The organism is Klebsiella sp. HMSC16C06, from assembly GCF_001808325.1.
GTDB lineage: Bacteria > Pseudomonadota > Gammaproteobacteria > Enterobacterales > Enterobacteriaceae > Klebsiella > Klebsiella variicola.
The window spans coordinates 51,738-66,904 of sequence record NZ_KV793006.1; the positions used below are offsets into that span (position 1 = coordinate 51,738).

The window sequence follows — 15,167 nt, forward strand, 5'->3', positions numbered from 1 at the left end:
CATGAGTTAGTTTTGTAGGGTTTGCAGGTGATATTTCGCCCCGTCTCGGTGAGCGGGGCGCGATGTTGTTATGGATAAAGATCTAAAGCGGACTGCAGCGGCTGCACATTGAAGCGTTTACCAAGGGCGATAAGCTCTTCGCGGGTGATGGTCTGCTTCATCCCGCCCATCGACAAGACTTTCACCAGCACTTCGGCGGACTTCTCGGCGGTGTCGATCAGGCCGAAGGTCTCATCCAGCGTGGGGCCGCTGCCGAAGACGCCGTGGAATGGCCACAGCACCAGCGAGTGTTTTTGCATGGTTTCGGCGGTCGCCTGGCCGATTTCATCGGTGCCCGGCACCATCCACGGCAGAATGCCGACGCCGTCCGGGAAGACCACCAGACATTCGGTGCTACCTTCCCACAGCTTGCGGGTGAACAGATCGCTGTGGTTCTCCAGAACATAGGTCAGGGCGATCAGGTTGGTGGCATGGCAGTGCATGATCACCCGGTCTTTGCCGCCGGTCAGTTTGATGCGCTCGCTATGCGACAGGAAGTGTGCCGGCAGCTCGGAGGTCGGTACGGCATCCTCGGTGAGGCCCCACAGGATATGGTATCCCGCGCCATCGCTGTCGACCTTTACCACGCCGAGGTTAGCGGCCGGGTCGAGCTGGACGTTACGGAAGAATTTGCCGGAGCCGGTGACGATAAATGGCTGGTTGGCCAGGATTGGCATCGGCTGGCTGAGGGCGATGTAACGCGGTTTGGCGTGGAAATCCGCCGCATAAGGTTCGATATCCGCTTCATCCAGACGCAGCGTCAGGTTGCCGCCGTTGCGTTCGTCCCAGCCTTTCAGCCAGGCGTCGGAGGTGGCTTTGATCATGCCCTGGACGAACCAGGCGTCGATAATGGTCTGCATAGTCTTGTCTTTCCTGTTGATTCGGTGGGGGTAGCCCCTCACCCTAACCCTCTCCCCACAGGGGAGAGGGAACTGTTCGGTGCGCTCTGGCAACATCGCGCAGTTCGTAGCCCAGGTAAGGCGTCAGCCGCGACCCGGGAAAGCCCGTGCATTACCCGCGCTGGCTCAGAACCGCATTCTCATAAGCCCGCACGTTGTCCAGCCACTGACTGCCCGCCGGCGTGTCGTGACGCTGACAGTACATCTCCCAGATAGCCTGCCACGGCAGCGATTTTTGCTCTTCGAGCAGCGCCAGGCGGGCGGTGTAATCGCCGTCGTTCTCCAGCTGACGAAGCTGAGCAGTTGGTTCCAGCAGGGCGCGCAGCAGCGCTTTTTTCATATTCCGGGTACCAATCACCCAGGCTGCGATGCGGTTGATGGAGGCATCGAAGAAGTCGAGGCCGATGTGCACGCGGTCAAACAGGTTATGGCGAATGATTTCACTGGCGATGGCCTGGGTTTCATCATCCAGCAGCACCACGTGGTCGCTGTCCCAACGTACCGGGCGGCTGACGTGCAGCAGCAGGCGCGGGATGTAGAGCATGGCGGCAGAGATTTTGTCGGAGATCACTTCCGTCGGGTGGAAATGGCCGGCATCGAGACACAGCGCCGTCTGGCGGCTGGTGGCGTAGCCCATATAGAACTCGTTGGAGCCGACGGTGTAGCTTTCGGCGCCGATGCCGAACAGCTTGCTCTCCACGGCGTCAATATGGTGCGCCGGGTCGAGCTTCTCGCTGATCACTTCATCAAGGGCATTCAGCAACCGCTGGCGCGGCGCGAAGCGGTCAACGGTAATATCCTTCATGCCGTCCGGCACCCAGATATTCATCACCGATGGGGTACCCAGCTGTTCGCCAAAATAAGCGGATACGCGACGGCTGGCTTTGCAGTGGTCGATCCAGAACTGGCGGATCTCATCGTTGGCGTGCGACAGGGTAAAGCCGTCGGCGCTCAGCGGATGCGAGAAGCAGGAGGGGTTGAAATCCAGCCCCAGTTTGTTGGCTTTCGCCCACGTAACCCAGTTTTTAAAGTGCTCCGGCTTAATCTCATTGCGCGCTACCGGCGCGTCGGATTCCAGGTAAATAGCGTGCAGGTTGAGACGCTTTGGTCCCGGGATCAGGCTCAGCGCCTGCTCAAGGTCGGCGCGTAGCTCTTCAGCATTGCGCGCTTTGCCTGGGTAGTTGCCGGTCGCCTGGATGCCGCCGGTCAGGCTTCCCGCCGGGTTTTCGAAACCGGCGACGTCGTCACCCTGCCAGCAGTGCATGGAGACGGGCAGACGGTCCAGCTGGCGCAGGGCCTCCTCGACATCCACGCCGACGGCGGCGTAGCGCTGCTTAGCAATTTCCCAGGCTTGTTCAAGTTGAGTGGTCATGCGCAAAGCTCCTTGGTCTGTTGTGGCTGAAACTGCGCCACGAAACGGGCAATTTCACTATCAGGATTGGGGGTAAAAGCGGTGAGCGCCGCGTTGTCGCGCACCACTTGACGAAACTCATCGACATTGGCCAGCTCGTCGAGGGTCATTAACTGGATGCCGATATTGCCGAGGGTGGAGGCCTCCACCGGGCCGGCCACGACGGCGATCCCGCAGGCGTCAGCGCACAGCTGGTTAAGCAGCGCGTTCTGGCAGCCGCCGCCGACGATATGCAGCTGGCTGAAGGGCTGGCCGCGCAGCGCCACCAGCTCGTTAAGCACCCGGGCGTAGAGCAGCGCCAGGCTGTCGAAAATGCAGCGCGCCAGCTCGGCATCGCTTTCAGGAACGGGCTGCCCGGCATCGCGACAGGCGGCCTGGATCTCGGCGCTCATACTGGCCGGGTTGATAAAGCGGTCATCGTTGCAGTCAATCATGAAGCGGCACGCCGGTAGCGCGGCGGTGCGGGCGATCAGCCCCTGCAGGTCGCTGACGTGTTGTTCTTTCAGCACCCGCTGCAGCAGCCACAGGCCCATGATATTTTTCAGCACCCGGTAGCGGCCTTCGGCTCCGCCTTCGTTGGTGATATTGGCCTGCAGCGCCGCGTCGCAGGTGTATGGAGTCAGGTTTTCAAACCCCATCAGCGACCAGGTGCCGGAGGAGAGATAGGCGGCATGGCGGTCGGCCAGCGGGGAGGCGATCACCGCGCTGGCGGTGTCGTGGCTGGCGACCGCGACCACCGGAATACGGTTGCCCTGCGGGCAGATCCAGTGACCAATCACATTGCCGGGGTGGGTCGGCGTTCCGAACCACGCCAACGGCGCGCCGGTCCAGTTCAGCAGCGTCTCATCCCAGCTATCGCGATTGATGTTAACCAGCTGGGTGGTGGTGGCGTTGGTATATTCCCAGTTCAGATTGCCGGTCAGGCGGAAGCTGAAATAGTCGGGGATCAGCAGGGCATGCGCGGCCTGACTGACCAGCTCCGGCTGCTGCTCCACCAGGGCGCGCAGCTGGTAAAGGGTGTTAAACGGCAGAAACTGAATACCACTGCGGCGATAGATCTCCGCCCGGCCCAGCTGTTCTTCAGCGTGACGTAGCAGGCCCTGGGTGCGGTCGTCGCGATAGGAGATCGGCAGTCCGACGCGCTGGCCCTGCTTATCCAGCAGGACATAATCCACCCCCCAGGTATCGATGCCGATACTGTCGATCAGGATGCCCTGCTCACACACTTTCTCCAGCCCGCGACGGATCTCGCCTTCCAGGCTATCCACATCCCAGCAGTCGAAGCCATCCACCTTCTGCAGGCTGTTGGTGAAGCGATGGATTTCCCGCAGGGTCAGGGCGCGTGGCCCGGACTGATATCTGGCGAGCATCACCCGCCCGCTGGAGGCGCCTAAATCGACGGCGACACAATGACGAATACTCATGGAAAGACCCTTCTTAAAATCATTGTCCGCAGTCTAAAAAAGGCCGCTTACTGACACCTTCTCGCTACGGACAGTCAAAACTGGCCGCTGGCAAGAAAGCAAAGGTGACCGTGAGGGAAATCACAATTTGCGGTTTTAGGGGGTGGCGGGGGGGATGTGATGGCGTCCGCAGTTCCGTATCTTTCCGGCTGATTCTTGAAAAAGCGGCAGGATTTACGAATTTCATGGTCAAAAATTGAAGGCCGGATAGCCAACCCTTCATTACTATCAGCCGGTGACTGATAATTTTTCTCATTACGAGGGTGGCATCATGACCATATTGCACAGTACGGATTTCTTTAAGGCCGGGATCTCGACGGTGGCTATTGAACCCCGCCTCCCTCAGTCGGCCTTTCCGGAACATCACCATGATTTCCATGAAATTGTCATCGTGGAGCAGGGCACGGGTATTCACGTCTTCAATGGTCAGCCCTATACCATCGGCGGCGGTTCGGTCTGCTTTATTCGCGATCACGACCGGCATCTTTACGAGCATACGGACAATCTGTGTCTGACCAATGTGCTCTATCGCGCGCCAGATGCGTTTCGTTTTCTCGCCGGGGTCAGCCAACTGCTGCCCCAGGAGCAGGAGGGGAACTACCCGTCGCACTGGCGGGTGAACCAGACGGTCCTGCAGCAGGTTCGGCATATCGTGGCGCAGATGGAGGCCATGGGGAGCGAAACGGATACCCATGCCGTCGCCAGCCGTGAGATCCTGTTTATGCAGCTGCTGGTGCTGTTGCGTAAAAGCAGTCTTGCGGAAGAGGCCACCAACAATGATGCGCGGCTGAATCAGCTGCTGGCCTGGCTGGAAGATCATTTTGCCCAGGAGATCTGCTGGGAGGAGGTGGCGGCGCAGTTTTCGCTGTCGCTGCGTACCCTGCACCGCCAGCTGAAGCAGCAGACCGGCCTGACGCCGCAGCGCTATCTTAATCGGGTGCGCCTGATGAAGGCCCGGCATCTGCTGCGCCACAGCGATGAAAGCGTGACTGATATCGCTTTTCGCTGCGGCTTCGGCGACAGTAACCACTTTTCGACGCTTTTTCGCCGCGAATTTGACTGGTCGCCACGCGATATCCGCCAGGGCCGCGACGCCATTCTTCAGTAACGCGAGAAGAGTCAACGTATTGCGGGCTAAAAACGCGAATAATGCGCCCTTATCCGCGTTTGGAGTGTGAGCCGTGGCCGGTCTGATTCTACGTAAAGAGGAGTTTTTCCCTTCCGCCACGCAGGCAGTGGCGGTGGCTGACCGCTACCCGCAAAATGTTTTTGCCGAGCATACCCACGAGTTCTGCGAGCTGGTGCTGGTGTGGCGCGGCAACGGGCTGCACGTCCTTAACGATCGCCCCTGGCGCATTACCCGCGGCGATCTGTTCTATATTCGCGCCGAAGATAAACACTCCTATGCTTCGGTTAATGATTTAGTCCTGCAGAACATCATCTATTGCCCGGAGCGGCTGCAGCTCAATTTTGACTGGGCGGGGACGATCCCTGGCCTCTTTGGCACGCCGTGGAAGCCCCACTGGCGCATGGGCAGCACAGGTATGGCGCAGGCGCGCCAGGTGATTAGCCAGCTTGAGCATGAGTGCGCCCGGCGCGACGCGCAGGGAAATGCGATGGCCGAACTGCTTTTTGCGCAGCTGGCGCTGACGTTGCAGCGCCATCGCTACGCGACGGATGATCCCGCGGCGACGCAGCGCGAAGCGCTGCTGGACAAACTGCTGGCCGCGCTGGCGGCCAGCCTCAGCCGCCCCTTTGTTCTGGAGCGTTTCTGCGAGCAGGAGGGCGGCAGCGAGCGGGCGCTTCGCCAGCAGTTTCGCCAGCAAACCGGGATGACCATCAATCACTATTTACGCCAGCTGCGGATCTGCCATGCGCAGTATCTGCTGCAGCATACCGAGCGCTTAATCGGCGATATCGCCATGCAGTGCGGCTTTGAGGACAGTAACTACTTTTCGGTGGTTTTTAGCCGGGAAATCGGCATGTCGCCGGGGCAGTGGCGGCAGCGCAGTCGCGCCGCCGCCTGAAGACCGTCGTTGTCTGGCTGATGACCCGGTGGTTAACTGGCCATTCCCAGACCGACGATATTGGCGGCGATGATGATCACCACGCAGCCGAGGCTCAGGACGCTCACCGGACGACGACCGGCGTTGTTCCACTCCTTCAGCACCAGACCCACCAGACCGCCACACAGCACGTAGAAACTCATGTGCAGCATCCAGCTCATATAGTCATACTGCGCCGGAATGCTGGCATGGCCCCAGGCATAGAAGAAGAACTGGAGATACCACATCAGGCCGCCGAGGGCGGAGAGCAACAGGTTGCTGATGATGAGCGGTTTAGCCAGCGAAAAATCGGCTTTGACTGACAGGTTCTTCACTTTCGCCAGACGAATAAAGCAGAAGCCGAGGTTGACCAGCGCCCCGCCGCCCATAATGACTACGTAGCTTGGCAGCGCCGCGTACAGCGGGTCGACGCCGAGCGCTGCGGCGGCGTCATGCATCGGTTTGGCGGCGTTCATCGCGAACGACATCCCTGCCGAGAAGATGCCGCACATCACCGCCAGCAGAAGTCCTTTCTTCAGATTGAACTCTTCGGCTTTGATGCCCATTTTGCGCTCTTTCAGCTGGCCCGCGCGGGTGACGATGCCGACGCCAAGTACCGCCACCAGCACGCCGAGCAGCGTCATTTGACCGCCCTGGGTGTGCATCAGCACCGAAAACTGACCGTTAATAATCGGCGTCATCAGCGTGCCGACAATCAGCGTGATGCCAATGGCGATGCCTATTCCCATCGACATGCCGAGATAGCGCATGGTCAGGCCATAGTTGATATTACCAATGCCCCACATGGCGCCGAACAGAAAGACCGGCAGCAGCGTAGAGGCGTTAAAGGAGCGGTAGTAGGCCCAGAAATCGGGTAACAGCGTGGCGCTGATGGCCCAGGGCAGGATCAGCCAGGAGACGATCCCTCCAACCGACCACATGGTTTCCCACGACCAGTGTTTTACTTTTTTGAACGGGGCATAGAAACAGGCGGCACTGGCGGCCCCTATCAAATGCCAAAAAATACCCATCGTAATCGCGTGGTTCATTGATTTTATCCTCATCTTTTTTTATCGGAGACGGCGGCTTCCGATGTGATGAGTGTAAAAATTAGCCGCTTTGGCCGCCTTCAAGCCGTTGCCACAGGATGGCGAACCCTGGCAACCATGGGCTTAATTAGTTGTTCTACATCACAAAATGACGGGTATTTCTTCTGGTTATATCCATATGAAAAATACGGCATTGATAAGCATTTTCAATACCATTTAATTAACTATAATGGACAAACTGCTTACGCGGCGTTAACACTTGAGCCGCTCGACAATAATGGAGATGATTATGAGCTATACCCTGCCATCCCTGCCGTACGCTTACGATGCTCTGGAACCGCACTTCGACAAGCAGACGATGGAGATCCATCACACTAAACACCATCAGACCTACGTGAACAATGCCAACGCCGCGCTGGAAAGCCTGCCGGAGTTCGCTAACCTGTCCGCTGAAGAGCTGATCACCAAGCTGGATCAGCTGCCGGCTGACAAAAAGACCGTACTGCGTAACAACGCGGGCGGCCACGCTAACCACAGCCTGTTCTGGAAAGGCCTGAAAACCGGCACCACCCTGCAGGGTGACCTGAAAGCGGCTATCGAGCGCGATTTCGGCTCTGTAGACAATTTCAAAGCGGAATTCGAAAAAGCCGCTGCGACCCGTTTCGGCTCTGGCTGGGCGTGGCTGGTCCTGAAAGGTGACAAACTGGCCGTTGTCTCCACCGCCAACCAGGATTCCCCGCTGATGGGCGAAGCCATTTCCGGCGCTTCCGGCTTCCCGATCCTGGGTCTGGACGTGTGGGAACACGCTTATTACCTGAAATTCCAGAACCGTCGTCCGGACTACATCAAAGCCTTCTGGGACGTAGTGAACTGGGACGAAGCTGCAGCGCGTTTTGCCGCTAAAAAATAAGGTTGCATTGCGCTAAGAGAGAAGCGAGTCTGATGACTCGCTTTTTTTATATCTGTAGCAAGGAGAGCAGCCATGCATTATCCGGTGAATGTCTTTGTCGGCAAAATCAGGGACTACGCGGGCAGTCGCCCCAGCGCGATCGGCAAAATCCAGGTCGATGGCGAATTGCAGCTCGGCGATCTCGGCCTCGATGGGGATGAGCAGGCGGAGAAGAAAATACACGGCGGGCCGGACCGCGCGCTGTGCCACTATCCGCGCGAACACTATGCCGACTGGATGCGTGAATTCCCCCAGCAGGCCGAGCGCTTCTGCGCGCCGGCGTTCGGCGAAAACCTCTCCACCACCGGGCTCACCGAGCAAAATGTTTATATCGGCGATATCTTTCGCTGGGGCGAGGCGCTGATCCAGGTCACCCAGCCGCGATCGCCGTGCTTCAAGCTCAACTTTCATTTTGCGATCGGTGATATGGCGCAGCTGGTGCAAAACAGCGGGAAGACCGGCTGGTTGTATCGGGTGATTGCCGGGGGGCAAGTCTCCAGCGATGCGCCCCTAGAACTGGTTTCCCGGCTGAGCGATGTCAGTGTCCATGAGGCCGGGGCGATTGCCTGGCAGATGCCGTTTGATGATGATCAGTATCATCGTTTATTGTCGGCTGCGGGCCTGTCGGTGAGCTGGAGTAGAACGCTGCAGAAACGACGTTTAAGCGGTAAGATCGAGGATAGTTCGCGGAGATTGTGGGGGAAATAATTCCCCCACATTGAGTATTTTCGGGGATGCTCCCGGCTTAGCGCAGCGCAAGCCGGGACAGAGTCAGGTGCGCTTATACAGCGGCAGCCAAAGGGTTAAGCGCAAACCACCCAGCGGGCTGTCGTCGGCCTTCACCCAACCGCGGTGTTGCTGAATAGCGGTTTCGACAATCGCCAGCCCCAGGCCGGTGCCGCCGGACTCGCGGTCGCGCGCCTCGTCGGTCCGGTAGAATGGCCGGAAAATCTGTTCGCGATCCTCCGGGCTGACGCCCGGGCCGTCGTCGTCGACGTTAACCGTAATCCCGTCTTTATCCACCGAGAAGCTGACGGAAATCTTCGTGTGTGAGTAGCGCAGGGCGTTGCGGACGATATTTTCCAGCGCGCTTTCCAGCGCATTAGGATTACCGTACAGCGGCCAGGGGCCCGGCGGATACTCAACGGTGAAAGATTTACCCATCTGCTCGGCTTCAAACGCCGCGTTGTCCAGCACTTCGCCCCACAGCTGATTGGCTTTCACCGTCTCGCTGACCAGGGCATTTTTGGCCTGATTGCGCGACATCACCAGCAGGTCGTTGATCATGCTGTCCAGCCGGTGCGCCTCGGTTTCGATGCGCTCCAGCTCCTTGCTCTCACCGCTGCGGCGACGCAGCAGGGCGGTGCCCAACTGCAGGCGCGTAAGTGGTGTGCGCAGCTCATGCGAGATATCCGACAGCAGCCGCTGCTGGCTGGTCATCATCCGCTCCAGCGCGGTCACCATCTGGTTAAAGCTGGCGCCAGCGGCTAAGAACTCCTGCGGCCCGGCTTCCAGCTCCGGATGCTGGCGCAGGTTGCCCTGGGCGACTTCGTCGGCGGCGTTTTTCAGCTTACGCGCCGGTTTCGCCAGGCTCCACGCCAGCCACAGCAGCAGCGGGGCGCTGACCAGCATCGTGACGATCAGCAGCAGCAGCGGCCGGTCAAACAACAGGTTGATAAAGTCGGATTGGGAGGTGCTGGCGGGACGAATCAGATAGAGCTGATAGTTATCCTCGCCGTCCCTGACGGAAAACGGGCCCACCATTTCCAGGCGGCCATAGCGTTTTTTCTGCGGATGATCGGCATTATCGGCCTGGCCGATAAAGTTACGAATGATCTGCATCTCGTTGCGTTCTGCGCCGATCACGCGGCCTTCGCTGGTCACCAGCAGCAGGCGTTGTCCCGGCGGCGCCCATTTATCGATGGCGCGAAACAGACGGCGCCACCACATCAGGTCGTTTGGCGGATCGTTGGCCAGCTCGGCCTCGACGTGCTGCTCGATCATGATGCCCTGACGCTGCTCGCTTTCCAGCAGCTCGGTCATCTGCCGGGAATCCAGTTTGGGCAACATCAGCACCAGCATCAACACCAGCGCCAGCGTGAGCCAGAAGATGGCGAAGATGCGTGCAGTCAAACTTCCAATCATGAAGCGGAAACCATCAGATACCCGCGGCCACGCAGCGTTTTAAACCACGGATGGCCATCTTTGCGCTCCGGCAGCTTACGCCGCAGGTTGGAAATATGCATATCGATGGCGCGGTCGAACGGCGTCAGGCGCTTGCCTAACACTTCCTGGCTTAAATGTTCACGCGACACTACCTGGCCGAGATGCTGCGCTAACAGATAGAGCAGGGTGAACTCGGTACCGGTGAGCTCCAGCGTCTGACCATCGAAATTGGCTTCCTGGCGGCCCGGGTTCAGGCTTAAGGCATCCACTTCCAGCGTTGGCGATCCGGCTTCGGTCGTCTGCTGCTGCTCGCTCCAGTGGGAACGGCGCAGAATCGCGCGTATACGGGCCACCAGTTCACGATCGTTGAACGGCTTAGGCAAATAGTCATCCGCGCCCAGCTCAAGGCCGAGAACGCGATCCAGCTCGCTCCCGCGCGCTGTTAGCATGATAACCGGGGTCTGGTGTGTCTGACGCAGCTCTTTCAGCGTATCGATACCGTTTTTCTTCGGCATCATCACGTCGAGCAGCAATAAATCAACGCTGTCGTCCAGAAGGGCCAGCGCCTGTTCCCCATCATGGGCCACCAGCACGTTAAAACCTTCCATATCGAGCAGCTCTTTTAACAGGGAGGTGAGCTCCCGGTCATCATCAACTAACAGGATTTTATTCATCTTTTAAATACCTCCGAGGCAGAAATTACGTCATCAAGGCCCGCTAATCCATGACTTTACGTTGTTTTACACCCCCTGACGCATGTTTGCAGCCTGAATCGTAGACTGTCTCTCGTTGAATCGCGACACAAACGTTTTGGGAGTATGTGATGCGCAATGTTATCGCTGCCGTCATGGCCTCAACGCTGGCGCTAAGTGCATATAGCCAGGCCGCTGAAGTCGTTACCAGCGTTAACTGGCTCCCCGGAGACGAAGGGGGACAGCGCGGTAGCCAGAGCCATATGTTTGACGGCATAAGTTTAACCGAGCAGCAACGTCAGCAGTTACGGGATCTTATGCAACGGGCACGCCACGACAGGCTCCCCGTTAATGTTAGCGAAATGGAGACAATGCATCGCCTTGTCACCGCAGAAAATTTTGATGAAAACGCTGTGCGCGCTCAGGCAGAAAAGATGGCGCAGGAACAGGTTGCTCGCCAGGTTGAAATGGCTAAGGTCCGCAACCAGATGTACCACCTGCTTACGCCAGAGCAGCAAGCGGTTTTAAATGCTAAGCACCAGCAACGTATGGATCAGTTGCGTGAGGTTGCAAGGATGCAGAAAGGCTCAGCAATGATGCTTTCGAGTAGTAGCAACACCCTGCAACCCCAGTAACAAACCCTGTTTTCCTTGCCATAGACACCATCCCTGTCTTCCCCCACATGATGTGGGGGTTTTTTTTGCCCTTTTTTCGGCAAATCAACTTCTTCGCGTATCCCGTGAGCGTCACAAGTTCAGGTTATACTAAGCGCATTGCAGGAGAAGGAGCCTATATGAATCAATCTTATGGCCGGTTGGTCAGCCGCGCCGCTATCGCCGCGACGGCCATGGCCTCCGCGTTACTTTTGATCAAAATTTTTGCGTGGTGGTATACCGGTTCAGTCAGTATTCTGGCTGCGCTGGTGGATTCGCTGGTGGATATTGCCGCCTCGCTGACCAACCTGCTGGTGGTTCGCTATTCGCTGCAACCTGCTGATGAAGAGCATACCTTTGGCCACGGCAAAGCGGAATCGCTGGCGGCGCTGGCGCAAAGCATGTTTATCTCCGGCTCGGCGTTGTTTCTGTTTCTCACCGGCATCCAGCACCTGGTGCGTCCGGAGCCGCTGCAGGCCGCTGGCGTCGGGGTCGTCGTCACGTTGATCGCCCTGTTCAGCACGCTGGCGCTGGTGACCTTCCAGCGCTGGGTGGTGCGAAAAACCCAGAGCCAGGCGGTGCGGGCGGATATGCTTCATTATCAGTCTGATGTTATGATGAACGGCGCTATTCTGGTGGCGCTGGGCCTTTCCTGGTACGGCTGGCATCGCGCCGATGCGTTGTTTGCCTTAGGAATTGGCATCTATATTTTATATAGCGCGCTGCGGATGGGCTATGAGGCGGTTCAGTCACTACTCGACCGCGCCTTGCCTGACGAGGAGCGTCAGGACATTATCACCATCGTGACCGCATGGCCCGGCATCCGCGGGGCGCACGATCTACGAACGCGGCAGTCAGGGCCGACCCGCTTTATTCAGATTCATTTGGAAATGGAAGATAACCTCCCGCTGGTGCAAGCCCACGTGATTGCAGACCAGGTGGAGCAGGCGATTCTGCGCCGTTTCCCGGGTTCCGATGTCATTATCCATCAGGATCCCAGTTCTGTGGTGCCAGCGGCGCAGCAGGGCTTTTTTGAGCGTTAGGTTATAGTCTGTAAACTCGATGTAAAAATGTGGGGCAGATCGGCATTTTTTGTATAAATTACCGCCGTTTGGTCTGACCTGAATCAATTCAGCTTGAGGCGTTTGATATACTATTGTCATTAGCGTCGTGCACTCCTGGTGAGGGAGCGCTTCAGGCAACAGAATTATTTTTTGCTTCCTAAGTTCAGAGGTAGTCATGATTAAGAAAATCGGTGTGTTGACAAGTGGCGGTGATGCGCCGGGCATGAACGCAGCAATTCGTGGCGTGGTGCGCGCGGCATTAACGGAAGGTCTGGAAGTTTTTGGAATCTATGACGGTTACCTCGGATTGTATGAAGACCGTATGGTTCAGCTCGACCGTTACAGCGTTTCCGACATGATCAACCGCGGCGGCACCTTCCTGGGCTCCGCTCGCTTCCCGGAATTCCGCGAAGAACACATTCGCGCTGTGGCTATCGAAAACATGAAGAAGCGCGGCCTGGATGCGCTGGTGGTTATCGGTGGTGACGGATCCTATATGGGGGCAATGCGCCTGACCGAGATGGGCTTCCCGTGCATCGGTCTGCCGGGCACCATCGACAACGATATCAAAGGCACTGACTACACCATCGGCTTTTTCACCGCTCTGAGCACCGTGGTGGAAGCGATTGACCGTCTGCGCGACACCTCCTCTTCGCACCAGCGTATCTCCGTGGTGGAAGTGATGGGCCGTTACTGCGGCGACCTGACTCTGGCGGCGGCGATTGCTGGCGGCTGTGAGTTCATCATGGTGCCGGAAGTGGAATATACCCGCGACGATCTGGTGGCTGAAATCAAAGCCGGCATCGCGAAAGGGAAAAAACACGCTATCGTGGCGATCACCGAGCACATGTGCGACGTTGACGAGCTGGCAAGCTACATCGAGAAAGAGACCGGCCGTGAAACCCGCGCCACCGTCCTCGGCCACATTCAGCGCGGTGGTTCCCCGGTTCCTTACGACCGTATCCTGGCTTCCCGCATGGGCGCCTATGCGATTGAGCTGCTGCTGCAGGGCCATGGCGGCCGTTGCGTCGGCATCCAGAACGAGAAGCTGGTGCACCACGACATCATCGATGCCATCGAGAACATGAAGCGTCCGTTCAAGAACGACTGGCTGGATTGCGCGAAGAAACTGTACTAAGTTACGCGCCGGATAAACAAAAGGCCTTCTCATGGAGAAGGCCTTTTTTATGGCGCAAGGTTTATTCGATATCCAGCGGGTCTTCCGACAGGATCATCCCGGTGTTATCGGCATACAGATGGTCGCCGCTGAAGAAGGTCACGCCGCCGAAATTGACGCGCACGTCGCTTTCGCCGATGCCTTCGCCAGCTGCGCCGACCGGAATGGCCGCCAGCGCCTGGATGCCGATATCCAGTTCCTCAAGGTCGTCAACCTGGCGCACCGCGCCATAGACCACCAACCCTTCCCATTCATTCTGTACGGCCAGACGCGCCAGGTCAGCGTCAATTAACGCGCGTCGTACTGAGCCGCCGCCGTCGATCAGGAGAATATGACCACGGCCATTCTGCTCGAGCAGATCGTAGAGCAACCCGTTATCCTCGAAACATTTTACCGTAATGATTTGTCCACCAAACGACGACCGTCCTCCAAAGTTAGAGAACAGCGGTTCCACGACGTTGACATCTTCCTGGTAGATGTCACAAAGCTCGGAAGTATCGTATTTCATAGGCTTAACGTTCAGTTGCTGCGAGAGTTTTTAGTATATCCCGCGAATCCCATTGTTGGCAAAATCATCAATTGTTAATTGATATTTGTCAGTTAAGCCATCAGCTTACTGGCAATAATTCCGATGGCAAACAGCAGGTTGGTCAGTAAGGCCCCTTTAACCGTCTTTTCGAGCATTGGCCGCATCGCCAGCGGATCGGATTCACGCAGGACGTAGCGCGCCTGTTTCACCAGCAGCGGGGTGGCGAGAATAAACAGCCAGCCCCAGGCTGAATGCAGCGCCAGCAGGTTAAATAGCGCCAGACACAGCAGGGCGCCGAGCAGCAGGCAGGCATGATAGCGGCGGGCATTGACCGGGCCCAGGCGCACGGCGAGGGTGTTCTTCCCGTTCTGCCGGTCGCTGTCGATATCGCGCAGATTATTGATGTTCAGCACGGCGGTCGCCAGCAGACCGCAGGCTGTCGCCGGCAGAAAAATGGCCGCTTCCACATTATGGGCTTGCAGATACCAGCTGCCGAGGACGCTCAGCCAGCCGAAGAAAACGAGTACTGAGATATCACCCAGACCAATATATCCATAGGGGCGGGTGCCCACCGTGTAGGTGATGGCGGCCACGATAGACAGGCCTCCCAGGGCGAGGAAGCCGATGAAGTCGCCGACGCTCTGCCAGGCGGCGCACAGTAGCGCCAGACCAAACAGACAGATCAGCGCGACGGTGACGATGAGAGCGCGCTTCATCTGCTGGGGGGTAATCACCCCTTTCTGCATGCCGCGCAGCGGCCCGATGCGATCGGGTTTATCGCTCCCTTTGACTGCGTCGCCATAGTCATTCGCCAGGTTAGAAAGAATTTGCAGCAAGCCAGCGGTGATCAGCGCCAGCAGAGCAACCCAGGGATCAAAATGGCCCTGCTGCCAGGCAAGGGTGGTGCCAACAATAATCGCGGCAAACGCCAGCGGTAACGTTTTAGGACGCAGGCTTTCCAGCCACGCCCGAGAACGGCTGATATCAGTCATAGTTATTTTAGCCAATAAAAATGGGGGCTATAGCCCCCA

15 protein-coding genes are annotated in these 15,167 nt (G+C 57.9%); 7 read left to right on the plus strand and 8 right to left on the minus strand.

Annotation, left to right across the window (positions count from 1 at the left end; all coding sequences use genetic code 11):
- Nucleotides 1-68: 68 nt before the first annotated feature.
- From rhaD to rhaB, 3 genes are all read right to left on the minus strand, one after another.
- On the minus strand, nt 69-899 hold the full coding sequence (rhaD, locus tag HMPREF3142_RS16085; RefSeq protein WP_008807883.1) for a rhamnulose-1-phosphate aldolase: 831 nt from the start codon (nt 897-899) through the stop codon (nt 69-71).
- Nucleotides 900-1,050: 151 nt separating this feature from the next.
- Nucleotides 1,051-2,310: an L-rhamnose isomerase gene (gene rhaA / locus HMPREF3142_RS16090; protein WP_012543272.1), complete on the minus strand. Its 1,260-nt coding sequence runs from the start codon at nt 2,308-2,310 to the stop codon at nt 1,051-1,053.
- On the minus strand, nt 2,307-3,773 hold the full coding sequence (rhaB, locus tag HMPREF3142_RS16095) for a rhamnulokinase (RefSeq protein ID WP_070612225.1): 1,467 nt from the start codon (nt 3,771-3,773) through the stop codon (nt 2,307-2,309). The genes rhaA and rhaB overlap by 4 nt, the downstream gene beginning before the upstream one ends.
- A 310-nt stretch (nt 3,774-4,083) precedes the next feature.
- On the opposite strand from rhaB, the gene rhaS reads away from it, so the two are divergent.
- Complete coding sequence (gene rhaS / locus HMPREF3142_RS16100; protein ID WP_008807880.1) at nt 4,084-4,920, plus strand: HTH-type transcriptional activator RhaS; 837 nt, start codon at nt 4,084-4,086, stop codon at nt 4,918-4,920.
- Nucleotides 4,921-4,993: 73 nt separating this feature from the next.
- A complete protein-coding gene (rhaR, locus tag HMPREF3142_RS16105; RefSeq protein ID WP_008807878.1) occupies nt 4,994-5,839 on the plus strand; it encodes an HTH-type transcriptional activator RhaR in 846 nt (281 codons plus the stop codon).
- A gap of 32 nt (nt 5,840-5,871) precedes the next feature.
- Here the strand turns inward: rhaR and rhaT are convergent, their stop codons facing one another.
- On the minus strand, nt 5,872-6,906 hold the full coding sequence (gene rhaT, locus HMPREF3142_RS16110; protein ID WP_050887617.1) for an L-rhamnose/proton symporter RhaT: 1,035 nt from the start codon (nt 6,904-6,906) through the stop codon (nt 5,872-5,874).
- Nucleotides 6,907-7,195: 289 nt separating this feature from the next.
- On the opposite strand from rhaT, the gene sodA reads away from it, so the two are divergent.
- Both sodA and yiiM read left to right on the plus strand, forming a co-directional pair.
- Nucleotides 7,196-7,816, plus strand: a complete 621-nt coding sequence (gene sodA / locus HMPREF3142_RS16115; RefSeq protein ID WP_004203668.1) for a superoxide dismutase [Mn] — start codon at nt 7,196-7,198, stop codon at nt 7,814-7,816.
- 72 nt (nt 7,817-7,888) lie between these two features.
- Nucleotides 7,889-8,563, plus strand: coding sequence for a 6-hydroxyaminopurine reductase (gene yiiM, locus HMPREF3142_RS16120; protein WP_008807875.1), 675 nt, complete (start codon nt 7,889-7,891; stop codon nt 8,561-8,563).
- Between the two features lie 63 nt (nt 8,564-8,626).
- Here yiiM and cpxA read toward each other — a convergent pair whose 3' ends face one another.
- The gene (cpxA, locus tag HMPREF3142_RS16125; RefSeq protein ID WP_008807874.1) at nt 8,627-10,000 is read right to left on the minus strand and encodes an envelope stress sensor histidine kinase CpxA; all 1,374 of its coding nucleotides are present in this window, start codon (nt 9,998-10,000) and stop codon (nt 8,627-8,629) included.
- A complete protein-coding gene (gene cpxR, locus HMPREF3142_RS16130) occupies nt 9,997-10,695 on the minus strand; it encodes an envelope stress response regulator transcription factor CpxR (protein WP_002882901.1) in 699 nt (232 codons plus the stop codon). The genes cpxA and cpxR overlap by 4 nt, the downstream gene beginning before the upstream one ends.
- 149 nt (nt 10,696-10,844) lie before the next feature.
- Here cpxR and cpxP point away from each other — a divergent pair, with 149 nt between their 5' ends.
- The 3 genes from cpxP to pfkA all read left to right on the plus strand — a co-directional run bounded on the left by cpxP (nt 10,845) and on the right by pfkA (nt 13,568).
- Nucleotides 10,845-11,348: a cell-envelope stress modulator CpxP gene (cpxP, locus tag HMPREF3142_RS16135; RefSeq protein ID WP_004178004.1), complete on the plus strand. Its 504-nt coding sequence runs from the start codon at nt 10,845-10,847 to the stop codon at nt 11,346-11,348.
- 158 nt (nt 11,349-11,506) lie between these two features.
- A complete protein-coding gene (fieF, locus tag HMPREF3142_RS16140; protein ID WP_008807873.1) occupies nt 11,507-12,409 on the plus strand; it encodes a CDF family cation-efflux transporter FieF in 903 nt (300 codons plus the stop codon).
- A 196-nt stretch (nt 12,410-12,605) separates the two neighbouring features.
- Nucleotides 12,606-13,568, plus strand: a complete 963-nt coding sequence (gene pfkA, locus HMPREF3142_RS16145) for a 6-phosphofructokinase (RefSeq protein WP_002882911.1) — start codon at nt 12,606-12,608, stop codon at nt 13,566-13,568.
- 61 nt (nt 13,569-13,629) lie between these two features.
- Here the strand turns inward: pfkA and rraA are convergent, their stop codons facing one another.
- On the minus strand, nt 13,630-14,115 hold the full coding sequence (rraA, locus tag HMPREF3142_RS16150) for a ribonuclease E activity regulator RraA (RefSeq protein WP_002882913.1): 486 nt from the start codon (nt 14,113-14,115) through the stop codon (nt 13,630-13,632).
- A gap of 92 nt (nt 14,116-14,207) precedes the next feature.
- Nucleotides 14,208-15,128 (minus strand): 1,4-dihydroxy-2-naphthoate polyprenyltransferase, encoded by a 921-nt coding sequence (gene menA / locus HMPREF3142_RS16155; protein ID WP_070612226.1) that lies wholly within the window; start codon nt 15,126-15,128, stop codon nt 14,208-14,210.
- Nucleotides 15,129-15,167: the final 39 nt, after the last annotated feature.